The 20,682-nt window shown below is 70.5% G+C and carries 21 protein-coding genes and 2 pseudogenes; 6 read left to right on the top strand and 17 right to left on the bottom strand.

Translation table 11 applies throughout. From position 1 onward, the window contains the following. Positions 1–11: 11 nt before the first annotated feature. Positions 12–443 (bottom strand): ATP-binding protein, encoded by a 432-nt coding sequence (locus ACH4OW_RS20700; RefSeq protein ID WP_398029443.1) that lies wholly within the window; start codon positions 441–443, stop codon positions 12–14. Positions 444–610: 167 nt separating this feature from the next. Between ACH4OW_RS20700 and ACH4OW_RS20705 the strand changes: the two genes are divergently transcribed. From ACH4OW_RS20705 to ACH4OW_RS20715, 3 genes are read left to right on the top strand one after another with little or no spacing between them, the layout of a single operon-like run. Continuing rightward, positions 611–1,462, top strand: a complete 852-nt coding sequence (locus ACH4OW_RS20705) for a helix-turn-helix transcriptional regulator (RefSeq protein WP_360124925.1) — start codon at positions 611–613, stop codon at positions 1,460–1,462. A 12-nt stretch (positions 1,463–1,474) separates the two neighbouring features. Next, a complete protein-coding gene (locus tag ACH4OW_RS20710; RefSeq protein WP_398029445.1) occupies positions 1,475–1,693 on the top strand; it encodes a DUF397 domain-containing protein in 219 nt (72 codons plus the stop codon). 10 nt (positions 1,694–1,703) lie between these two features. Next, positions 1,704–1,898: a DUF397 domain-containing protein gene (locus ACH4OW_RS20715; RefSeq protein ID WP_398029447.1), complete on the top strand. Its 195-nt coding sequence runs from the start codon at positions 1,704–1,706 to the stop codon at positions 1,896–1,898. Between the two features lie 3 nt (positions 1,899–1,901). Here the strand turns inward: ACH4OW_RS20715 and ACH4OW_RS20720 are convergent, their stop codons facing one another. From ACH4OW_RS20720 to ACH4OW_RS20730, 3 genes are all read right to left on the bottom strand, one after another. Next, positions 1,902–2,372 carry a hypothetical protein gene (locus ACH4OW_RS20720; RefSeq protein WP_398029449.1) on the bottom strand — a complete coding sequence of 157 codons (471 nt, stop codon included), beginning with the start codon at positions 2,370–2,372 and terminating at the stop codon, positions 1,902–1,904. Positions 2,373–2,570: 198 nt separating this feature from the next. Further along, positions 2,571–4,022 carry an MFS transporter gene (locus tag ACH4OW_RS20725; RefSeq protein ID WP_398029451.1) on the bottom strand — a complete coding sequence of 484 codons (1,452 nt, stop codon included), beginning with the start codon at positions 4,020–4,022 and terminating at the stop codon, positions 2,571–2,573. A gap of 14 nt (positions 4,023–4,036) precedes the next feature. Then, a complete protein-coding gene (locus ACH4OW_RS20730; RefSeq protein WP_398029453.1) occupies positions 4,037–4,882 on the bottom strand; it encodes an alpha/beta fold hydrolase in 846 nt (281 codons plus the stop codon). Positions 4,883–4,990: 108 nt separating this feature from the next. Between ACH4OW_RS20730 and ACH4OW_RS20735 the strand changes: the two genes are divergently transcribed. Continuing rightward, positions 4,991–5,923 (top strand): LysR family transcriptional regulator, encoded by a 933-nt coding sequence (locus ACH4OW_RS20735; RefSeq protein ID WP_398029455.1) that lies wholly within the window; start codon positions 4,991–4,993, stop codon positions 5,921–5,923. A 189-nt stretch (positions 5,924–6,112) separates the two neighbouring features. Here ACH4OW_RS20735 and ACH4OW_RS20740 read toward each other — a convergent pair. The 13 genes and pseudogenes from ACH4OW_RS20740 to ACH4OW_RS20800 all read right to left on the bottom strand — a co-directional run. Next, positions 6,113–6,229 (bottom strand): annotated as a pseudogene (locus tag ACH4OW_RS20740) (IS5/IS1182 family transposase); the annotation flags it as partial. Positions 6,230–6,291: 62 nt separating this feature from the next. Continuing rightward, a protein-coding gene (locus ACH4OW_RS20745) for an IS5 family transposase (RefSeq protein WP_398029457.1) occupies positions 6,292–7,100 on the bottom strand; the annotation gives its coding sequence in 2 pieces (ribosomal slippage) (positions 6,292–6,761 and positions 6,761–7,100; 810 coding nt in all). 178 nt (positions 7,101–7,278) lie between these two features. Next, positions 7,279–8,472 (bottom strand): annotated as a pseudogene (locus ACH4OW_RS20750) (AAA family ATPase); the annotation flags it as partial. A 33-nt stretch (positions 8,473–8,505) separates the two neighbouring features. Next, positions 8,506–9,036, bottom strand: coding sequence for a GNAT family N-acetyltransferase (locus ACH4OW_RS20755; RefSeq protein ID WP_360124940.1), 531 nt, complete (start codon positions 9,034–9,036; stop codon positions 8,506–8,508). Beyond that, a complete protein-coding gene (locus tag ACH4OW_RS20760; protein ID WP_398029460.1) occupies positions 9,033–9,611 on the bottom strand; it encodes a helix-turn-helix domain-containing protein in 579 nt (192 codons plus the stop codon). The genes ACH4OW_RS20755 and ACH4OW_RS20760 overlap by 4 nt, the downstream gene beginning before the upstream one ends. 102 nt (positions 9,612–9,713) lie before the next feature. Beyond that, positions 9,714–10,472 carry a S1 family peptidase gene (locus ACH4OW_RS20765; RefSeq protein WP_398029462.1) on the bottom strand — a complete coding sequence of 253 codons (759 nt, stop codon included), beginning with the start codon at positions 10,470–10,472 and terminating at the stop codon, positions 9,714–9,716. Positions 10,473–10,839: 367 nt separating this feature from the next. Beyond that, positions 10,840–11,661 carry a serine protease gene (locus ACH4OW_RS20770; protein ID WP_360124949.1) on the bottom strand — a complete coding sequence of 274 codons (822 nt, stop codon included), beginning with the start codon at positions 11,659–11,661 and terminating at the stop codon, positions 10,840–10,842. 255 nt (positions 11,662–11,916) lie between these two features. Next, positions 11,917–12,861: a hypothetical protein gene (locus tag ACH4OW_RS20775; protein WP_398029464.1), complete on the bottom strand. Its 945-nt coding sequence runs from the start codon at positions 12,859–12,861 to the stop codon at positions 11,917–11,919. 101 nt (positions 12,862–12,962) lie between these two features. After that, positions 12,963–13,958 (bottom strand): porphobilinogen synthase, encoded by a 996-nt coding sequence (hemB, locus tag ACH4OW_RS20780; protein ID WP_398029466.1) that lies wholly within the window; start codon positions 13,956–13,958, stop codon positions 12,963–12,965. After that, positions 13,955–15,604: a uroporphyrinogen-III synthase gene (locus tag ACH4OW_RS20785; RefSeq protein WP_398029468.1), complete on the bottom strand. Its 1,650-nt coding sequence runs from the start codon at positions 15,602–15,604 to the stop codon at positions 13,955–13,957. The genes hemB and ACH4OW_RS20785 overlap by 4 nt, the downstream gene beginning before the upstream one ends. After that, entirely contained in the window at positions 15,601–16,578 is a 978-nt protein-coding gene (hemC, locus tag ACH4OW_RS20790; protein ID WP_398029470.1) for a hydroxymethylbilane synthase, read from the bottom strand. Before hemC ends, ACH4OW_RS20785 begins: the two co-directional genes overlap by 4 nt. Further along, positions 16,575–18,014: a glutamyl-tRNA reductase gene (locus ACH4OW_RS20795; protein ID WP_360124964.1), complete on the bottom strand. Its 1,440-nt coding sequence runs from the start codon at positions 18,012–18,014 to the stop codon at positions 16,575–16,577. The genes hemC and ACH4OW_RS20795 overlap by 4 nt, the downstream gene beginning before the upstream one ends. After that, complete coding sequence (locus tag ACH4OW_RS20800) at positions 18,011–18,850, bottom strand: redox-sensing transcriptional repressor Rex (RefSeq protein WP_360124967.1); 840 nt, start codon at positions 18,848–18,850, stop codon at positions 18,011–18,013. Before ACH4OW_RS20800 ends, ACH4OW_RS20795 begins: the two co-directional genes overlap by 4 nt. A gap of 333 nt (positions 18,851–19,183) precedes the next feature. Here ACH4OW_RS20800 and ACH4OW_RS20805 point away from each other — a divergent pair, with 333 nt between their 5' ends. Together ACH4OW_RS20805 and ACH4OW_RS20810 are read left to right on the top strand one after the other, a co-directional pair. Beyond that, a complete protein-coding gene (locus ACH4OW_RS20805; RefSeq protein WP_360124970.1) occupies positions 19,184–19,462 on the top strand; it encodes a glutaredoxin family protein in 279 nt (92 codons plus the stop codon). A gap of 223 nt (positions 19,463–19,685) precedes the next feature. After that, on the top strand, positions 19,686–20,678 hold the full coding sequence (locus tag ACH4OW_RS20810) for an HAD-IB family hydrolase (protein ID WP_360124973.1): 993 nt from the start codon (positions 19,686–19,688) through the stop codon (positions 20,676–20,678). The last annotated feature ends 4 nt before the right edge of the window (positions 20,679–20,682 follow it).

Genomic DNA, 20,682 nt, shown 5'->3' on the forward strand with positions numbered 1-20,682 from the left:
AACCGTGATGCTCACCCAAGCCCGCGACAAGCCCCCTCATCCCCCAACTCGAACCACATCACCTTGCCGCCCCCCGACCCCAGCGCCCCCGACCCGTACGCGAACCCCCCATAACTCTCAGCGCACAACCTGACCAGCCCCAGCCCCCGCCCCGCCTCGTCCCCGGGCCCGGACACCGCAGCCGTGCCGAAGCTCGGCAGATCCGGATTCCCGTCCCACACGCTGACGCGCAACCGCGCTCCGATCCGCTTCACCCGCACGTTGGCGGGCCCCTTCGCATACCGATGCGAGTTGGCGATCAGCTCGGAGGCCAACAACTCCGCCTGGTCCACGAGTTCCCCCTCCCCATGCTCCTCCAGCACCAGCCGCACCACCCGCCGAGCGACCCGCGGAGCCCGTGGATGATCAGGCATTTCGAACGCATAGTCCCAGTCACTGGGCATGGCAAGCCTCCGTTACGGTTGCCGAGCTGACGCCACTGGGCGAGTGACGCAGCACACACCGTAGCGGCTCTGGATGGATACATTCGACCCATCCACTCGAATCCATCACCCCTGGCGCATCGGTGGTACCCACGGCAGACTTGGCCGGGAACGAAGAGAGAGGGCTCATGGCTGCGAGGACACACCCGACGGCCCGGCAGCAGCGCCTCGGGGCGGAGCTCCGCAAACTGCGGGAGAAAGCAGGCATGACCGCGAGCGCGGCGGGCGCGCTACTCGGCGGCAACCAGGCCCGCATCAGCAACATCGAGACCGGCCGCGCACCCATCAGCGCCGAGCGCGTTCGCACCCTCGCCTGCAACTACGACTGCGCGGACAAGGAACTCATCGAGGCCCTCGCCGCGATGACCGGCGGCCGCACCCGGCACTGGTGGGAGGAGTACCGGGGCATCCTGCCACCGGGCATGCTCGACTTGGCGGAACTGGAGCATTACGCCACTGAGTTGCGCGCAGCCCAAACGGCCATCCTGCCTGGGCTGCTCCAGACCGTTGACCACGCCCGGTCGGTATTCCAGCAAGGCTTTCCGCCACTACCCCCGCCGGAGATCGAGCACCGCATCTCCCTCCGCATCAAACGCCAAGCCGTTCTGTACAGGGACGACCCGGCACCATACACCGCGGTACTGCACGAGGCTGCACTGCGCATGCAATTCGGCGGCCGGGCCGTGACACGAGCACAATTGACGCACATCCTCGAAATGAGCGAGCGCGACAACATCACCGTCGTTGTCATCCCCTTCGCCGCCGGTGCGTTCCCCGGCTCGGGGCAGACTTTCAGCTACGCACGAGGTTCGGTGCCTCAGCTCGACACCGTCCACCTGGACCAGGCGCACGGCGTGCTGTTCATCGACGCGGAAGCCCAACGCATCAAGTACCGCACACTCCTCGACCAGCTCGAAGCACTCGCCCTCAAACCCCGCCCCTCCCGCGACTTCATCCACGACATCGCCCAGAGCCTCTGAACGGGAGTTCAAGTGACCGAGCTTGTATGGCAACAGTCCTCCTTCTGCCAGGAAGGCGGAAGCTGCCTAGGCATCGCTACAAGCTCCGACAACACCATGCACATACGCGAAAGCTCGTCCCCCGGCACAGTCGTCACCACCGCCCGGGCTCAGCTCGGGTCTTTCATAAGAGCCATCAAGGCGGGATCGGAGCCGCGGGATTTCATCCTCACCATCGCGCGAGAAATCTGAGAGGCCGTACATGCCCGAGTGCGACTGGCAGACATCTTCATACTGCGGCACAGGCAACAACTGCCTGGGACTCACCGCCAGCCCTGACGGCACCCTACGGATTCGTGAGAGCGAGGCCCCGGACACGTTCGTCACCGTGAGCCGAATGGGGCTCGGCTCTCTCATACGCGTCATCAAGCACGGCGCCCTCCCCTCGGGAACCTGAGTCCTACCGCCCCCGCCTCGGGACCGGCCACGTGGCCAGGTCCCGTACGAACTCGCTGTAGGAACGGTTCGAACCGTCTGGACTGGTCAACAGCCCATGCCCCAGTGCGGCATTCGCGATCTCGGGGCCGTCGCTCTCCCTGAATCGGGGGCGGATCAGTTCGGCCTCGATGTCTTCCTTGGGGTTCTTTCGGCGGCCGGTGTCCTTCCCTTTCCACTGGGCGGGGATCTTCCACGAAGGCCGGTAGATAGAGAACGCGTCGGGGAACAGCAGGAGCCACGCCTCGGATTCCGCCGCGGCCAATGCGTATACGGACGAGGACGCGCCGGCGGCCTTGGCGAGTGCGGAGGAAACCGCACGGCGTACCGAGTCGTAGCCGGGGCCTGTACAGGCATCCATATCCTCGTGCACCGCGATGCCGACGAAGTCGCCGGCCTTCAGCTTGGCCTTGCCTCGCGCCTTGCCCACCAGCACATTCGCCGCTGTCACCAAGTCGGCGCCGGTTTTCTTCCGCAGCCGGACCGGGTCCGTGATCTCGGTGAGGCTGACGGCAGCCGCTAACTGATCGTTTCAGAATGAGGTTCGCTGACGGCGGAGGCAGATGAGGCCGCAGGCCGGCTCGGCGTCGGGGCTTACGAACCTGCTGCCTCGCACCCCGGCGCTTCGCCGGGCTCACGATCCGGGTGTTTCGAACGTCCCCGCAGCACGCGTCGCGCCTGCCCGTGGCGCGGCTGGTCGGTTCCGATCGCGCATCCGAAGGCTGATCAGCGCGGTGACGGCGAAGACGGCGGCCTCGTAGATCATGGCGTGCCGAAACGCGGCGCCCGGGCCGGCGGCGGGTGCGAAGTAGACGAGCCCCGCCGCAGCCACCCCGATCGACCCGCCTAGCTGCTGAGCCGTGGGCAACAGCCCGGACACAGAACCGGCCGCGGAGCCGTCCACCCTCGCCAGCACCGACGCGAACACCGAGGCGGTGAACGAGCCGAACGCGGCGCCGCCGAGAGCCAGGACCGGCAACGCCGCCCAGCGTCCGGCCGCCGTGCCGATGAGCGGCGCGAGAGCCAGGGCCGTCCCCGCCAGTACCAGCGCCGAAACCGTGAGCACGGCCGACCCGTGTCGGCGGGCCAGCGCGGGTGCGCCACGGCTGCCCAGCACGGCCGCGGCCGCGAAGGGAGCCGACGTCAGCGCGGCCGTGAGGGCGGGATACCCAATGGCCGACTGCAGATGCAGGAACAGCAGATACGTGAAGGATGGCACCCCGGAGTTGAACACAAACACCAGCAGCACCCCCGCACGCGCCCTCCGGTCGCGGAACAGCGACGGATGCACCAGGGGATCCGGCCGGTACGGGAGAGTCAGAGCGAAGCAGCCGAGAACTGCCACGGACACGGCCAGCGTGGCCCATGTCCACCAGGGCCAGCCGGCTTCCCCTCCCAGCGAGAGCGGCAGCACCAGCGCACCGAAGCCCACGGTAGTCAGCAACATGCCCATCCCGTCCACGCGCTGTCCGGCCGCGCCTCGCGTGTGAGGCAGTACGGTCGCGCCCGCGAGCGAGACGAGTGCCACCGGCACCGTGACCAGGAACACCGAGCGCCAGCCGAGACCGAAGAGGTCGGCGCCGACGAGAAGTCCGCCAATCAGCGGCCCGGCCAGCGACGCCACTCCCATCGTGGCACCGAACAGGCCGAGCGCCCGTGGGCGCCGGGCAGCGGGGACGGCGACCTGGATGATCGACAGAACCTGCGGGGCGACCAAGCCGCTGCCCGCGCCCTGGACCAACCGGGCCGCGATGAGGAACGTGGCATCGGGAGCACACGCGGCCGCTACTGAACCGGCCATGAAGACGACGGTGCCCAGCGCGAACAGCCGGTGGTAGCCGTACCGGTCGCCGAGGCGCGCGGCCGTGATAAGCAAGCAGGCGTAGGTCAGGGTGTACCCGGCCAGGATCAGCTGCACGGCACCTGAGCCGGCACCCAGGTCGGCCCGGATCGCCGGGGCGGCGATCTGCGCGACGGTGACGTTGAGCAACTGCACGAATGTCGCGCTCAGCACGACCGGCAGCACGAGCCGCCCGCCGCCACCGGCCGCGAGCCGTCCCCCGCTCAGGGACGGGGAACCCTTCACGGGCCGATGCCGGCTCACGAGGCGAGGACCGCGGCGAGCTCGCCCGGCCGGGCGGCGAACGGGCTGTGGCTGCCGGGCAGGGTACGCACAGTGAACGGGTTACCGGGGAAGGCCCGGTCGGCTTCCGCGATCATCAGGTCCTGCGCGGCCGGTGCCAGCGCCCGGTCCTCGGCGCAGCGCAGGAAAGTTCGTGGAATGCGTCCCCACCGTGCTGCGGTCAGGGTGACCGGAGCCGTCGGGATCGCCAGGGGCAGATCAGGGCTCAGCGCGGACCGCCACCGGTCAAAGCGGTCCAGGGGGGTGTCGTGGTAGTGGGTTTCCCGCAGTTCGTCAAGGTAGACGGGATCCGGTGAGAGCGGATTGATCCGTACGGCGCCCAGGGTCTCGGGGTCGCCGAGGTTCAGGTTATGGCCCAGCGCAGAGGCGTTCTCGGGTGAGCCCAGATAGTCGAAGAACCGCGGCCGCCCGCCCGGGACGAAAGCGGACAGGTAGACGATCCGGTCCACCAGCTCGGGCGCCCGCTCCGCGGCCAGGGACGCGGGACCGCCGCCCGCGCTGTGCGCGACGAGCACGACCGTGCGATGGTGACGCACCTGGCGCAGGACGCTCAGTACTGCCTCGGCGCAGTCGTCCATCGTCAGGGTGGCGAGCTGTGACTTCTCGGTCAGCAGGCCCGGCTGGCCGGGCAGCAGGTATCCGGTGGGCAGGGGTGCGTCGAAGCCGTGCCCCGGCATGTCGACGGCCACGCTTGCAGCGCCCAGTCCGGCTAGCGCGCGCTGCGTCGCCGCCCACTGTCCGGAGCTGTGCCAGGCGCCGTGCACGAAAACGAAGACGGTGTCGGTCAGAGATACGTTCCTCATGGCTCCATTGCAGACAGGAATTACAGCGCTATCCATTCATAGATCTGGTAAGTGGCATGGCAATATCTTTGAGGTATTACCACCAGCCGATGGGATGGAGGGCGGGTCATGGAAGCGCGGCACCTGCGGTACGCGGTTGCTCTCGCCGAGCACGAACACTTCGGCCGGGCGGCCGGCGAGCTGGGCATCGCGCAGCCGCCGCTGTCCAAGCAGATCGCCGACCTGGAGCGCGAGGTCGGGGCCCGGCTGTTCGACCGCACCCGTCAGGGGGTGTTCCCGACCGCCGCCGGCGAGGCGTTCCTCGCGCGGGCGCGCCGGGCGCTCGACGAGATCGCGGCGGCCACGGTCGACGCGGGCCGGGCCGCGCGCGGCGAGACGGGACGTCTGCGCCTCGGCTTCATCGCCTCGGCACTGCTCGACCCGCTGCCGGGCGTCCTGAGCCGATTCGGCCGTGAACGGCCCGATGTGAGACTGGAACTGCACGAGATGGCGACCAGCCGCAGCAGCCCGGCTCTCGTCGCCGGGGAGCTGGACGTGGCCATCACCCTGGGCCCACCACGGGGTGCCGGAGCCGAGCATCTCGTGTCCGTCCCGATCGGACGCGACCACGTGATCGCTGTGGTAAGTACGGTGCACCCGTACGCGGGCCATCAGTCGGTAAGTGCCGATCAGTTGCGGCGACAGCCGCTGATCGTGTCAGCCGGCGAGGACGAGCCCGCTGTGGTCGCCGGACTGCGCACCCTGCTGGGCGCGGACTCATCGACTCTCGGCGGCGCGACCGTCGCGAGGGATGTGCACACGATCATCGGCCTCGCCGCCTCGGGCGTGGGCGTCGGCCTGGGGCCGTCCCGCATGAGGGTGGTCCCGCGTCCGGGAGTGCGGTTCTGTGAAGTGACCCCGCGCACGCCCCTGCCCGATCTCGTCCTGTCCTTCGCGGCCCGCGATCACTCCCCGGTGCTGCGCGCCTTCCTCGACACTATCCGGAAGAACTGCCCCGACGTCGGTGCCGCGCTCAACGACCGGCTCCGGCCCCACACTTGATTCGGGCCGGTCTTCCCTTCGCATGCGCGTGTCCGGTCTTCCGGCACGGGTCGGCCTCGGCGTGAGGCGCACGGCGTACACGAGCGAGTCTCAGAACGTTGGGTCGGACCACATGCACGGCACCGTCACCGCTCGCCGCAGTCACCGAAGAGGCTGAGCGCAGACTTGACGGGACATCCAGGCGCGCCGGGGGCGTCCGCGAAGTCCCCGGATCGGCGGGACCGCGTCCAGCAGTGACAGGAGTTGGGTGCTGTCGTGGCGGTTGCTGCCGGTGAGCGTGACGGCGAGCGGTGTTCCGTGGCGGTCGACGGCGTAGTTCACCCAGCATGCGACACCGGTCCGCAGCACGCGGCCCTGCAATGATCAGGTCAGAATGAAGTTCGTAGGCGGCGGAGGCATATGAGGCTGCAGGCCAGTTCGAGCAGGCCCCGATGGACGTCGGCGCGTCGTTCGTAGCGGATCCGGAGTCGTTTGAACTGGTGTAGCCAGGCGAAGGACCGTTCCACCACCCAACGGACTTTGCCGAGCCCTGAGCCGTGGGCGACACCACGTCGGGCGATCATGGGCTTGATGCCACGCTTCCACAGCAGCCAGCGATACTTGTCGAAGTCGTAGCCCCGGTCGGCATACAGGTACCGCGGCTTGCGGCGGGGCCGTCCTCGCAGCCCCCGGATCGGCGGAACCGCGTCGAGCAGCGGCAGCAGCTGGGTGACATCGTGCCGGTTGCCGCCGGTGAGCGTGACGGCGAGCGGGGTTCCGTGCCGGTCGACTATCAAGTGGTGCTTGGAACCGGGACGGGCGCGGTCGACTGGCGAGGGGCCGACGTGATCCCCCCTTTCAGGGCCCGGACATGCGAGCCGTCAACAGCGCAGTACTCAAGATCCAACAGGCCGGCGCGGCGCAGCTCGGTCAGCAGGGCCGCGTGCAGGCGCGGCCAGACGCCGGCCTCGGTCCAGTCCCGCAGCCGACGCCAGGCCGTCACCCCGGAGCAGCCCACGGTCTCCGCGGGGACATCACGCCAGGCGGCACCGGTCCGCAGTACGTACATGACGCCGGCGAGTGCGGACCGGTCCGGAACACGCAGCCGTCCGGGGTGACGGCGGCGCCGCTCGGGAGCGGGCGGCAACAACGGCGCCACTCGCTCCCACAAGTCATCAGGAACAAGACCAGCAGGCACCCCGAACACCCTGCCGATCAAGATCGCCAAGCGCAAGACCACAGCTCAACTCATTCTGAAACGAGCAGTAAGTCGGGATGAGCGGCCTTGATGAAGGCGGCCAGCAGGCGACGGTCGTTGGAACTCTCGCCCGCCAGGACGACGATGCCTCTGCCCGCGGACCTGCTGGCTCCGCGCTTCACAGTTCGTCCTCCGTCAGGTCGCCACCGAGAACTCCGGAGAACCACAGTTCACCGAGTGGCCGGTCACCGGCTTCGGCGGCGATCTCCCGGACTTCGTTCTCGGCCAGTGCCGGAATGATCGACGCGCCGCTTTCGTCACGGTCACACACGATGAACTCGTGCGGACGCAAGCGATCGACCAGTGCCGGAGAGTGGGTCGCCACGATGAACTGGGTTCGTGCGGACGCCTCTCGCAAGCGCTCGACGATGAGTTCGAGCGCTTGTGGATGCAAGCCGTGGTCGATCTCTTCGACGCAGGTGAGAGCCGGGGGATGCGGATCGTAAAGCATGGCCAGCAGGCCCAGAAGGCGCACCGTGCCGAACGATGCGTCGGCCAGTGGGGTGGTGCGGCGCAGACCGCGCTCGTGCAGTACGACAGCGAGCCGGTCGGCATACCCTCCGACCTGCTCGAACTCGATCGCCTCCAATTGCGGCAGCACACGGCGTGCGTCCTTCGCCAAGTGGTCCCAGCGTTCCTCGTCCGCGCTGAGCTGGACGAGAAACGCGGCCAGGTTCTCGGCGTGCGACTGGAGGCGGTCGGCGAGGGTGGAACGGGTACGAGTCGGCTGCCGGGCAGCGGAAACGTCCACGTCGAAGACCCGGAACGAGGACAGGCGCTCGGCGACGCGCGTCACTTCTTCACCCCCGTCCGAACGCCCCAATCGCGGCAGCGTCGACAGTCCGCTGCTCAGGCGCTGCATACCGAAACTGGTGCCGTCGGATTCCCGCCCGGCTCTCTCGTCGACCACGCGGGCTTCGTCACCCGCAATGGTGATCCGACGCCCCCTGCCGCGCGTGCGCTTGAACCGGAAGCTCTCATGACGCGACAGCGTGTACGAATGGCGGCTGCTCGGTGTGGCACGCCGGCGGATGGTCAGGGCGTATTCATCCGGCGCCTTGAGACTGGCGTGGGTCGTCCAGGTGGCCTTGAGCTCGATCTTCATCGACGTCGGAGGCTTTTCGCCACCCCAAAACCCCACCTCGTCGAACCCTCCGCGGTCGTCGAGCGCGGGTTGCAGGTCGGTTCGGATGATCGAGGCGAGGAAGTCGAAAACCTTTAGGACATTCGACTTTCCCACCCCGTTCGGGCCCACAAGCACGGTGAGTGGGCCAAGAGGGATGGTCACGTCACGCAGACTGCGAAAGTTCTCGCCGGAAGAACGTTCCGACGGACCCCGCCCCCGCTACCCCAGCTCCTTGTAAAAGAACGTGCAGTCTCGCAGTTCTCCCGTGGGGGCGGAGGCGTAGGCCGGGACGGTTCCGTACGGTGTCCAGCCCGCGGTGGCGTAGAGCCGGTCTGCCGGGCTGGCGGATTCTGTGTCGAGGAGCAGGAGGCGGTAGCCGGAGCGGGCGGCGGCGCGTTCGGCTGTGGTGAGGAGGGCGCGGCCGAGGCCCTGGCCGCGGGCCGCGCGGTGGACGATCAGTTTGACGATCTCGGCTCGGTGGCGGGCGTTCGGCTTCGCCGGGTGGGCGAGGCTGATCGTGCCGGTGATGCCGGACGGGCCCTCGGCTACCCAGACGGTGAGGCTGCCGTCGGCCACGGCGGGGTGCTGCGTACGCCACCAGTCCGCTGCCGCGTCCCGGCCGAAGGGGGTGACGAAGCCGAGGGACGCGCCGCCGGCGACGGCGTCGGCGAGGAGGGCGGACAGGCCCGGGAGGCTGCTGGGGAAGGAGGTGGCCGAGAGCCGGGTGATGGTGGGGAGAGTGGTGGTCACGGGAGGACCACCAATAGGGCGTAGCGGGCCGGGGTGGGGCTTGTGCAGCGGAAGCGGGATGGGGCCCACAGGCGGAAGCGCAGGCAGTCGCCGGTGTTCACGGTGTGCGTGGTGCCGCCCGTGGTGACCTCCAGGGCGCCGGCCAGGAGCCAGATGTGTTGCTCAAGGCCGGGGATGGGCGGCGGGCCGTCGTACGTGATGTCCGCGCCGGGTTGCAGGGTGCCTTCGACGAGTTCGCCGCGGAGGCCGGGGTGGGGTGGCGAGACGGAGCGGCGGGTGAAGCCGGAGGCGTCGTCGCGCCAGACGGATTGCCGGGAGGCGGGGACGAGTTGGGGTGGCTCGGACTCGACCTCGGCCAGTAGTTGGGACATGGTCCGGCCGTAGGCCGCGCACAGTTTGGACAGCAGTGCCGCTGTCGGGCTGATTTCTGCGCGTTCCAGGCGGGAGAGGGTCGAGCGGCTGACATTCGTACGCCGGGCCAGGTCGTCCAGTGACCAGTCCTGTTCCGTTCGCAACTCGGCGAGCCGGGTGGCCAGTCGGGAGTCCAAGGGACCAGACGTTGGTTCGCTTCCCATATGTGGGACGGTATCCCGAATATGGGAATCGGGGAAAGGGTTTCGCGGGCTGGGCGTGCGCGTCCCGGGCCACCGCTTGCGTGGCCCGGGACCCGCGTCCGGTCAGCGCGCCATCTTGCCGGCGGCCTTCTCGATCTGGGCGGAGAAGGCGCTCACCTTCGTGTAGACGCCGGGCTTGCCGGGCCGCGCGCAGCCCTCGCCCCAGCTGGTGATGCCGACCTGGACCCAGTCGCCGTCCTCGTCGCGGCGGAACATCGGGCCGCCGGAGTCGCCCTGGCAGGTGTCGACGCCACCCTCGGCCACGAAGCCGGCGCAGATCTCCTCGCCGGGGGTCAGTTCGCTGCCGTACGCCAGCTGGCAGGCGGTCGTGTTCACGAACGGGACCTTGGCCTTGCGCAGGAAGCGCTGCTGGGCGCCGCCTTCCTTGTCCGCGCCCCAGCCGGTGATGGTGAACTTGCCGTGGTCGAACGAGTCGTCCTCGGCGAGATGCAGCGTTTCCGCGTCCTTGATCGGCGTGGCGAGCCTGATCAGGGCCCAGTCCTTGCCCTTGCCGTTGTAGCCGGGGGCCTGGAGGACCTCGGCCGACTTCACCTTGACGGCCTTGGGGTCCTGGAGGTCGACGACGCCCGCGGTGACGGTGATGGACGTGTTGGGTCCGCTGCCGTCCACGCAGTGCGCGGCGGTCAGCACGACGTTGTCCCTGATGAGGGAGCCGCCGCAGCCCATGGAGAGCCGGACCATGAACGGGAACTCGCCCTGGGCGGCGGGCGGCCCGCCGATGATCTGCTGGCCGGGGGTCGGCGTCGGTGCCGGGGCGGCGCTGGCGCCGCTCGCCGACTGGAGTGCGACGGCCGCCGCCACGGCGGCGCCAACGGCTATGGAACGCTTGATACATCTCGCGGAGCGCTTCAAGGACTTTCCTCTCGCGTCGGGGAGGTACAGCGGTGTCCAGCTCGTACCGCGCGGCACGCGGCGGCACGGGGCAGCACGGAGCAGCACAACCGATGCGCAGTACTGCGCAGGAAGTGCCATTTCGTGACTGGAGCGTTGTGATTATGTGGACGCACGCCAAAGACGCACAAGGTTCTGAAACAGGCCACTTGTCGAGAACGGCGACGTATCCGTATCTGGATGGGTCGGTACCGGTTCCGGCGTGAGAGCAAGCAAATGTGAGAGCAAGCAGAAGGGCGGGGCGGCCTGAGCGCCGCCCCGCCCCGTTCGTCCCTACTCAGCGCCGCAGTTGGTCCGCGGCGGTCGCGATGGCCTTCGCGAAGGCGCTCACCCGCGTGTAGACGCCCGGCTTGCCCGGCCGCGCACAGCCGTCGCCCCAGCTGGTGATGCCGACCTGTATCCAGGCGCCGTTGTTGTCCTTGCGGAACATCGGGCCGCCGGAGTCGCCCTGGCAGGTGTCGACGCCGCCGGTGGACATGATTCCGGCGCAGATCTCCTCACCGGGGATGTAGGAACTCCCGTACGCGCGCTGGCAGGTGGGGGTGTCGACGAACGGCACGGTCGCCTTGCGCAGGTAGCGCTGCTGTCCGCCGCCCTCGCGGGTCGCGCCCCATCCGGCGACGACGAAGTCGCCCGAGTCGTAGCGCCCGTCCGTGGTGACGGGGAGGGTGGGCAGGTTGGTGACCGGGCGGGCCAGCTTGATCAGCGCCCAGTCCTTGCCCGAGCCGTCGTAGCCGGGGGCCTGGAGCACCTTGGTGGACTTGATCTTGATCGCGCTGGAGCTCTGGAGGTCCACCACGCCGGCGGTGGCGGTGATGGAGGTGTTGTTGCCGCTGCCGTCCACACAGTGTGCGGCGGTGAGCACGATGTCCGGCCGGTAGAGCGCGCCGCCGCAGCCCATGGACAGCCGGACCATGAACGGGAACTCGCCCTGCGCGGCGGGCACGCCGCCGACGACCTTGGAACCGGGTGTGCTGCTCGACGTCGACGGGGTCGGTTCGGGGGCCGCCTGTGCGGCGCCGGGCTGCAGGGACAGGGCCGCCAGGGCGATTGCGCCGAGGGCCACGGATCTCTTCAGGAATGTCGCGGAGCGGGTCAACGGACGTCCTCTCGAAGGGGGTTGCGCGCCATCGGCCACCGCCGGTCTGCGCTGACCGGCTCAAGCCAAGTTCACGTCGGAGGGCGCCCACCGGCAGAGCGATTACGTGGGGGAGGGGGCGCCACGACGCGGCAGAGCGTTGCGATTATGTGGACGCCACGAGAGGGGCACAAGCCACGGAACCGGCCAATCGCCGCGCACGGGGCGGATGTTGCGGGCCGCGCTCCCCGGAGAGGGCGCGGCCCGCAACCCGCCTCAGGCGCCGTGGCGAATGGTGCCCGTCAGCGCCGCGGTGCTGTCGTCGCAGAACTGCTTGAAGCGGACGGCGAGACCCGTCGGCGTGCCGTCGTCGGCGAAGTACAGGCGGTCGACGGTGAACTCGCCGGTGGTCGTGTTGCAGCCGTGGTGGTTGCCGGAGACGTCCATCCGAGCGCTGCCCTGGGCGTCGGTGACCTGGTACGTACGCCCGGACGCCAGCCGCTCGCCCGGCGGCGGCCGGAACTCCGCCGTCCATTCCTCCCGCTTGCCTTCGACCGCGAACCCGACACCGCCGTCCGGGGCGTTCTGGAGCGTGAAGGTGCTGGTCGCCCCCAGATGCGTCGCCGACTTCCCCTGGCCGATCCAGTCTCCCGGCTCGCTCTTGTACGCGTACGACAGCGGCAGCGCGCGGTACTTGAGCGTCCCCTTGAGCGGCTGGGCCGTCGCCGACTCGCACTTCTGCGTGTACGAGGCGTCGAGCAGCGTGACCGCGCCCGACGCGTCCGTGGCGATCTGGTTGACCGTGAACTGCCCGTAGACCTCGTTGCAGCCGCGGCCGTTGCCGCCGACGTCGAGGCCGGGCGAACGGCCGGTGCGGAACGCCGCCCGCTCGGCGTCCCGGTAGACGCCGGGGCGCAGCTGCTCGCCCTTGGGGGCGGCGATGTCGATGTCCCACAGGTCTTCGCCACCCTCGACGCGGACGCGGACCGCCCCGGCGTCCCCGGTCAAGGTGATCTTCGCGGTCGGCTCCCGGTACGTACCGGCCTTGCCCTGCCCGATGTAGTCCCCCGCCACGCTCGTATACGTGTACGAGGTGACGGGCGTCGGGCCGGCCGCCGCGGCCGCCGGCGCGGCCAGCGCCCCGCCGAGTCCGGCCGCCGCGCACAACGCGATGGCGGCGCTCCCGACGGAGCGCCGCCATCTCTTCAGGCGAACTCTCATGCCCTGTACCCCTCCCTGTCGTGACGTCGCTTTTCCCTTGCCCCCGGAGGGAGTTGGGTACACGCGTTCGACGTGGGAACGGTGGAGATACGTAGGGGGAACTAGAGCTTGCGCGCGACCTCTGTGGCCCAGTAGGTCAGGATCATGTCCGCGCCCGCGCGCTTGAAGCCGGTCAGGGACTCCAGGATCGCCGCGTCACGGTCGATCCAGCCCTTCTCGGCGGCGGCCTCGACCATCGCGTACTCACCGGAGATCTGGTACGCGGCGACCGGCACGTCCACCGCTTCCGCGATCTTCGCCAGCACGTCCAGGTACGGCATACCCGGCTTGACCATGACCATGTCGGCGCCCTCCTGGAGGTCGAGCGCCAGCTCGCGCAGCGACTCGCGGGAGTTGCCGTAGTCCTGCTGGTAGGTCTTGCGGTCGCCCTTGAGGGAGGAGCCGACGGCCTCGCGGAACGGGCCGTAGAACGCGGAGGCGTACTTCGCGGTGTACGCCAGGATCGAGACGTCCTCGTGGCCGGTCTGGTCCAGCGCGTCGCGGATGACGCCGACCTGGCCGTCCATCATGCCGCTCGGGCCCACCACGTGGACGCCCGCGTCGGCCTGGACCTGCGCCATCTCGGCGTAGCGCTCCAGCGTCGCGTCGTTGTCCACCCTGCCCTCGCCGTCCAGGACACCGCAGTGGCCGTGGTCGGTGTACTCGTCCAGGCACAGGTCCGACATGATCACCAGGTTGTCGCCGACCTCGGCGCGCACGTCCCGGATGCCCTGCTGGAGGATGCCGTCCGGGTCCGTGCCGGCCGAGCCGGCGGCGTCCTTCTTCGCGTCCTCCGGCACGCCGAACAGCATGATCCCGGCGACGCCCGCCTCGGCCGCCTCGACGGCGGCCTTCCGCAGCGTGTCACGGGTGTGCTGGACGACGCCCGGCATCGCACCAATCGGCATCGGCTCCGAGATCCCCTCCCGCACGAACGCGGGCAGGATCAGGTCCGCCGGGTGCAGGCGGTGTTCGGCGACCATCCGGCGCATGGCCGGCGTGGTGCGCAGCCGACGCGGCCGGGCGCCGGGGAAGTTGCCGTACGTACTGCTGCTCAACTGCGAGCCCTCCTACGCGATCCGGGCCGGCGCTCGCTGGGGCGCGTGACCGGGTCCCCGGCCTCCAGCGCGGCATCGCGCCGCGCCGCCCCGAAGTCCGCGAGCGCTTCGGCCAACTTGTGCACCGACGGCTCGGGCGACATGACGTCCACGCGCAGCCCGTGCTCCTCGGCGGTCTTGGCGGTGGCCGGGCCGATACAGGCGATCACGGTCACGTTGTGCGGCTTGCCGGCGATGCCGACCAGGTTGCGCACCGTGGAGGACGAGGTGAACAGCACGGCGTCGAAACCGCCGCCCTTGATCGCCTCGCGGGTCTCCTGCGGCGGCGGCGAGGCCCGTACGGTCCGGTAGGCCGTGACGTCGTCGACCTCCCAGCCCAGCTCGATCAGGCCCGCCACCAGCGTCTCGGTGGCGATGTCGGCGCGCGGCAGGAAGACGCGGTCGATCGGGTCGAAGACCGGGTCGTACGGCGGCCAGTCCTCCAGCAGCCCGGCGGCGGACTGCTCGCCGGACGGTACGAGGTCGGGCTTCACGCCGAAGGCGATCAGCGCCTTGGCGGTCTGCTCGCCCACCGCCGCGACCTTGATCCCGGCGAACGCGCGGGCGTCGAGCCCGTACTCCTCGAACTTCTCCCGGACCGCCTTGACGGCGTTGACCGAGGTGAAGGCGATCCACTCGTAGCGCCCGGTGACCAGGCCCTTGACCGCGCGCTCCATCTGCTGCGGGGTGCGCGGCGGCTCCACGGCGATGGTCGGCACCTCGTGCGGCACCGCGCCGTACTCGACGAGCTGGTCGGAGAGCGAGGCGGCCTGCTCCTTCGTCCGCGGCACGAGGACCCGCCAGCCGAACAGCGGCTTGTTCTCGAACCAGGACAGCCGGTCGCGCTGGGCCGCGGCACTGCGCTCGCCGACCACGGCTATGACCGGCTGGCCGCCGTCCGCCGACGGCAGCACCTTCGCGGCCTTCAGCACCTGGGCGACCGAGCCGAGCGTCGTGTTCCACGTGCGCTGGCGCGTCGTCGTACCGGCGACCGTCACCGACATCGGGGTGTCGGGCTTGCGGCCCGCCGACACCAGCTCGGCCGCGGCCGCGGCCACCGAGTCCAGCGCGGTGGAGACGACGGCGGTGGCGTCGCTGGCGCCCACCTCCGACCAGCAGCGGGCGTCGGCGGTCCGCGCGTCGACGAAGCGCACGTCCGTGCCGTCCGCGTCGCGCAGCGGCACACCGGCGTACGCGGGCACGCCGACGGCCGCGGCGATGCCCGGCACGACCTCGAAGACGACGCCCTCGGCGGCGCACGCCAGCATCTCCTCGGCGACATGGGCGTCCAGGCCGGGATCGCCGGACACCGCACGCACCACCCGCTTGCCGGTGCGCACAGCCGACATGACAAGATTGGTGGTGTCCCTAAGCGCGGGGACTCCGGCGGTGGTTGACGCTTCGTCAGCCGTCGGCTGCTGCGGCGTGTCCACATTCGCCCGCGCATGCGCGCGGACGACGTCGAGCACCTGCGGGTCGGCGATCAGCACGTCCGCGCGTGCCAGTGCCTCCACGGCACGCAGCGTCAGCAGTCCCGGGTCTCCGGGCCCGGCACCGATGAAGGTGACCTGGCCGGCAGCGGGGTGGTTCGGGGCGGTGGGGTTCAAAGTGCTCGCTCCCCCATAAGACCGGCCGCACCCTTCGCGAGCATCTCGGCGGCGAGTTCGCGCCCCATGTTCACGGGGGTCGCCGCGTCGCCGAGAGAGGCGGGTACGTGTCCGGTGGTGGACAGCTGCACCAGCGTGCCGCCGTCGGTCGTGCCGACGACGCCGCGCAGGCGCATTTCGGTGACAGCCTGCCCGTCGGCCTGCAGGTCGGCCAGCGCACCCACAGGTGCGGAGCAGCCGGCCTCCAGGGCGGCGAGCAGGGAACGCTCGGCGGTCACGGCGGCCCGGGTGAACGGGTCGTCGAGCTCGGCGAGCTGGGCGGCGAGCTGCGCGTTGCGCGCGGCACACTCCACCGCCAGGGCCCCCTGACCGGGGGCGGGCAAAACCATGTCGGGCGACAGGTGTTCCGTCGCCTCCTCGATCCGGCCGATACGGGACAGCCCGGCCGCGGCCAGCACGACCGCGTCCAGCTCGCCCTTCTCGACGTAGCCGATACGGGTGTCGATGTTGCCGCGGATCGGCACCGCCTCCACCCGCCGGCCCAGCGAACGCGCCCAGGCGTTCAGCTGCGCCATGCGGCGCGGCGACCCCGTACCCACGCGGGCGCCGTCCGGCAGCTCCTCGAAGGCCAGGCCGTCGCGCGCCACCAGCACGTCGCGGGGGTCCTCGCGCACCGGCACCGCGGCCAGCGTCAGGTCGTCGGGCTGCGCGGTCGGCAGGTCCTTGAGCGAGTGCACGGCGAAGTCGATCGACCCGTCGAGCAGCGCGTCGCGCAGCGCGGAGACGAATACGCCGGTGCCGCCGATCTGCGCCAGGTGCTCGCGCGAGATGTCGCCGTAGGTGGTGATCTCCACCAGCTCGACGGGGCGGCCGGTCAGCTCGCGCACCGCCTCGGCCACCATGCCGGACTGGGCCATGGCGAGCTTGCTGCGCCGCGTGCCCAGCCGCAGTGCCCGTGGATTGCTGTCAGTCATGCCCGCTCCCGTGCTGTGTGCGGGCCGTCGGCCCGCGTGTCGGCCCGGCTGACGGCGGCAACCGTCTGGGGGTCGAGGTCGAAGAGTTCGCGCAGCGCGTCCGCGTACCCGGCACCGCCGGGCTCGCTGGCCAGCTGCTTGACCCGCACGGTGGGCGCGTGCAGGAGTTTGTCGACGACCCGGCGCACGGTCTGGGTGATCTCCGCGCGCTGCTTGTCGTCGAGGTCGGGGAGGCGGCCGTCGAGCCGGGCGATCTCGCTCGCCACGACGTCGGCCGCCATGGTGCGCAGCGCGACCACCGTCGGCGTGATGTGCGCGGCCCGCTGCGCGGCGCCGAACGCGGCCACCTCGTCGGAGACGATGCCGCGCACCCGGTCCACGTCGGCCGCCATCGGGGCGTCCGCCGAGGCGGCGGCCAGCGACTCGATGTCGACGAGGTGCACGCCCTCGGCCCGGTGGGCGGCGGCGTCGATGTCCCGCGGCATGGCCAGGTCCAGCAGTGCCAGCTCGGGCGCCGGGGCGGCCGTGCTGCCGGCGCCGCCCGCGGTGCCGGCGTACCCGTCACCCGCCGCGATACGGGCGGCGCGGGTCTCGGCGGCACCGGTGATCGCCTCGCCGGTCAGGACCAGACCCGTCGCACCCGTACAGGAGACGACGACGTCGGCGAGCGCCAGCTCGGTCTCGACGGCGGGCATCGGCACGGCGCGGGCGGTCAGCCCGTTCAGCGCGCCCGCCGAGCCCGGCTCGGTCAGGATCCGCGTGAGCCGCTCGGCGCGCTCCACCGTCCGGTTGGCCACGGCCAGTTCGCTCACCCCGGCCCGTACGAGCGTGGTGGCGGCCAGCGACGACATGGAACCGGCGCCGATGACCAGGGCGCGCTTGCCCCGGGCCCACTCGGCGACGTCGGTGCCCCGGGCCAGCTGCTCCAGGCCGAAGGTGACCAGCGACTGGCCCGCCTTGTCGATGCCGGTCTCGCTGTGGGCACGCTTGCCGACCCGCAGCGCCTGCTGGAACAGGTCGTTCAGCAGGCGGCCCGCGGTGTGCTGCTCCTGCGCGACGGCGAGCGCGTCCTTGATCTGGCCGAGGATCTGGCCCTCGCCCACGACCATCGAGTCCAGGCCGCAGGCCACCGAGAAGAGGTGGTGGACGGCCCGGTCCTCGTAGTGCACGTAGAGGTACGGGGTCAGCTCGTCCAGCCCCGCGCCGCTGTGCCGGGCCAGCAGCGTGGACAGCTCGGCGACACCGGCGTGGAACTTGTCCACGTCGGCGTACAGCTCGATGCGGTTGCAGGTGGAGAGCACCGCGGCCTCGGCGGCCGGCTCGGCCGACACCGTGTCCTGGAGGAGCTTGCCGCGCGCGTCGGGGGCGATGGCGGCGTGCTCCAGCACGCTCACGGGGGCACTGCGGTGACTGAGCCCTACTACTAGAAGGCTCATGCCGGCATCACGGCGGGAACGTCCCCGTCGGGTCCCTTGCGGTCGGACGACCCGGTGGGGGCGTCCGCGTCCGGGTCGGCCTTGCCCACGGCCTCGCGCACCTCGCGCACCGCCCGCCGGGCCTCGCGCGCGGCGGCGGCACGGGCGTCGCCGGTCTCGTCGTGCCCGGCGTCCTCGCCCGCCTTGCGCTGCTCGTGGAAGGCCAGGATCTGCAGCTCTATCGACAGGTCGACCTTGCGCACGTCCACGCCGTCCGGGACGGTCAGCACGGTCGGCGCGAAGTTCAGGATGGAGGTGACACCGGCGGCGACGAGGCGGTCGCAGACCTGCTGGGCCGCGCCGGCCGGGGTCGCGATCACGCCGATCGAGACGCCGTTGTCGGTGATGATCTTTTCCAGCTCGTCGGTGTGCTGGACGGCGATGCCCGCCACCGGCTTGCCGGCCATGGCCGGGTCGGCGTCTATGAGCGCAGCGACACGGAACCCGCGGGAGGCGAAGCCGCCGTAGTTGGCCAGGGCGGCGCCGAGGTTGCCGATACCGACGATCACGACCGGCCAGTCCTGCGTCAGGCCCAGCTCGCGGGAGATCTGGTAGACGAGGTACTCCACGTCGTAGCCGACCCCGCGGGTGCCGTACGAGCCGAGGTAGGAGAAGTCCTTGCGCAGCTTGGCGGAGTTGACCCCGGCGGCGGCCGCGAGTTCCTCGGAGGAGACCGTGGGTACCGAACGCTCGGAGAGCGCGGTCAACGCGCGCAGATACAGCGGAAGGCGGGCGACGGTGGCCTCGGGAATCCCTCGGCTTCGGGTCGCCGGTCGGTGAGTTCGGCCAGTTGCCACGGTGCTCCTGCGGGTAGAGCGGGGCTGTGGACGGCCGTGTGTTCCCCGACCGCCCCGTCGACAGCAGGCTATGTCTTTGTGAACGCGTGCACAAAGATGGTGTCCGCTTTGTCCGGGCAAAGTGACCGGGGTCACGCGGCTTTTACGGCCCCGTCCGGAACCAACTCTGCCGGCGCACCGTTCACATGTTTCGCGCCGGTAACACGGGAGCGCCGACGGCAGCACGCGCCCTCACTCCTCACCGCTATCCCCCCGGAAACCTACAAATCGCCCACCGATGGTAGTCGACCGAGGCGACTGTCCAACCCGCCGAGCGGAGGCACAATTGCGGGCATGGCCTCCCTCTTCAACCGCAACACCCGCAAGAATCCCGCGGACAGCACGGTCACGCTCATCGGAAAGCCCGGCTGCCACTTGTGCGATGTCGCACAAGAAGTCATCGAAAAAGTGTGCGCGGAGACCGGCGCCTCCTGGGAGAAGAAGGACATCACCCAGGACGAGGAGCTGTACCGCAAGTACTGGGAACAGATTCCGGTCGTCCTCGTGGACGGCGCGCAGCACGATTTCTGGCGGGTCGACCCCCAGCGGCTGCGCAAGGCACTGGGCGCCTGACCGCACCACACCCCGCCCCCACCGCCGTACGAGCCCGGCTACGACCGGGCCGTACCGGTCACGTACGCCGTTGGTACCCCCCGGCGTACGCCCCCGGCGCCGGGCGCGCCCCGCCGCCCGGAGCCGTCACCCGAATGGCCGTAACGCGACCGTCGGCCGAACCCGGCCCGTCCGACATCCGGCCGTAACCGGATGCACCGAACAACCTGGCTAGGCTAGCCACATGGCCCACCCGTCGCCCGACCGCCGCCCCCGCAGGAACACCTACGGCACGCACCTCCCCACGGGATGGTTCAGCCGCCGTAGGCGCCCCGCCACCGCGCGCAGCGTGCTCGCCGGCGAGGCAGCGGCCGAGGCCGCACGCAAGTCCTCCCTGGAAGCGGAGGCCCAGGAGGCGGCCGCCGAGGACACCACGGCCGAGGAGCCGGAGTTCCCGGTCGTCGGCGACACCTGCGCCGCCGCCTTCTTCGACCTCGACAACACCGTCATGCAGGGCGCGTCCCTCTTCCACTTCGGGCGCGGCCTGTACAAGCGGCGCTTCTTCCACAAGCGCGACCTGGCCCGCTTCGTCTGGCAGCAGATCTACTTCCGCTTCATCGGCTCGGAGAACCCCGAGCACATGGCGGACGCCCGCAACAGCGCGCTGTCCATCGTCCAGGGCCACCGCGTCTCCGAGCTGATGACCATCGGCGAGGAGATCTACGACGAGTACATGGCCGAGCGGATCTGGCCCGGCACCCGCGCCCTCGCCCAGGCCCACCTGGACGCGGGCCAGAAGGTCTGGCTGGTCACCGCCGCGCCCGTCGAGACCGCGACGATCATCGCCCGGCGGCTCGGCCTGACCGGCGCCCTCGGCACCGTCGCCGAGTCCGTCGGCGGCGTCTACACCGGCAAGCTGGTCGGCGAGCCGCTGCACGGCCCCGCCAAGGCCGAGGCCGTACGGGCGCTGGCCGCCGCCGAGGGCCTGGACCTGGAGCGCTGCGCCGCCTACAGCGACTCCGCCAACGACATCCCGATGCTGTCGCTGGTCGGCCACCCGTACGCGGTCAACCCCGACGGGCGGTTGCGCAAGCACGCCCGCGAGCAGGGCTGGCGGCTGCGGGACTACCGGACGGGGCGCAAGGCCGTGAAGATCGGCATCCCGGCGGCGGCCGGCGTGGGCGCCCTGGCGGGCGGCGCCGCCGCGGCCGTCGCGCTCCAGCGCCGCCGCCGCTGACCAC

This window comes from Streptomyces sp. NPDC017056 (assembly GCF_044332485.1).
Classification (GTDB): domain Bacteria; phylum Actinomycetota; class Actinomycetes; order Streptomycetales; family Streptomycetaceae; genus Streptomyces.

Coding starts and splice junctions, on each gene's coding strand:
- ACH4OW_RS20700 (WP_398029443.1), bottom strand. CDS start 443: ATGCCCAGTGACTGGGACTATGCGTTCGAAATGCCTGATCATCCACGG.
- ACH4OW_RS20705 (WP_360124925.1), top strand. CDS start 611: ATGGCTGCGAGGACACACCCGACGGCCCGGCAGCAGCGCCTCGGGGCG.
- ACH4OW_RS20715 (WP_398029447.1), top strand. CDS start 1,704: ATGCCCGAGTGCGACTGGCAGACATCTTCATACTGCGGCACAGGCAAC.
- ACH4OW_RS20730 (WP_398029453.1), bottom strand. CDS start 4,882: ATGAGGAACGTATCTCTGACCGACACCGTCTTCGTTTTCGTGCACGGC.
- ACH4OW_RS20735 (WP_398029455.1), top strand. CDS start 4,991: ATGGAAGCGCGGCACCTGCGGTACGCGGTTGCTCTCGCCGAGCACGAA.
- ACH4OW_RS20760 (WP_398029460.1), bottom strand. CDS start 9,611: ATGGGAAGCGAACCAACGTCTGGTCCCTTGGACTCCCGACTGGCCACC.
- ACH4OW_RS20775 (WP_398029464.1), bottom strand. CDS start 12,861: ATGAGAGTTCGCCTGAAGAGATGGCGGCGCTCCGTCGGGAGCGCCGCC.
- hemC (WP_398029470.1), bottom strand. CDS start 16,578: ATGACTGACAGCAATCCACGGGCACTGCGGCTGGGCACGCGGCGCAGC.
- ACH4OW_RS20795 (WP_360124964.1), bottom strand. CDS start 18,014: ATGAGCCTTCTAGTAGTAGGGCTCAGTCACCGCAGTGCCCCCGTGAGC.
- ACH4OW_RS20805 (WP_360124970.1), top strand. CDS start 19,184: ATGGCCTCCCTCTTCAACCGCAACACCCGCAAGAATCCCGCGGACAGC.
- ACH4OW_RS20810 (WP_360124973.1), top strand. CDS start 19,686: ATGGCCCACCCGTCGCCCGACCGCCGCCCCCGCAGGAACACCTACGGC.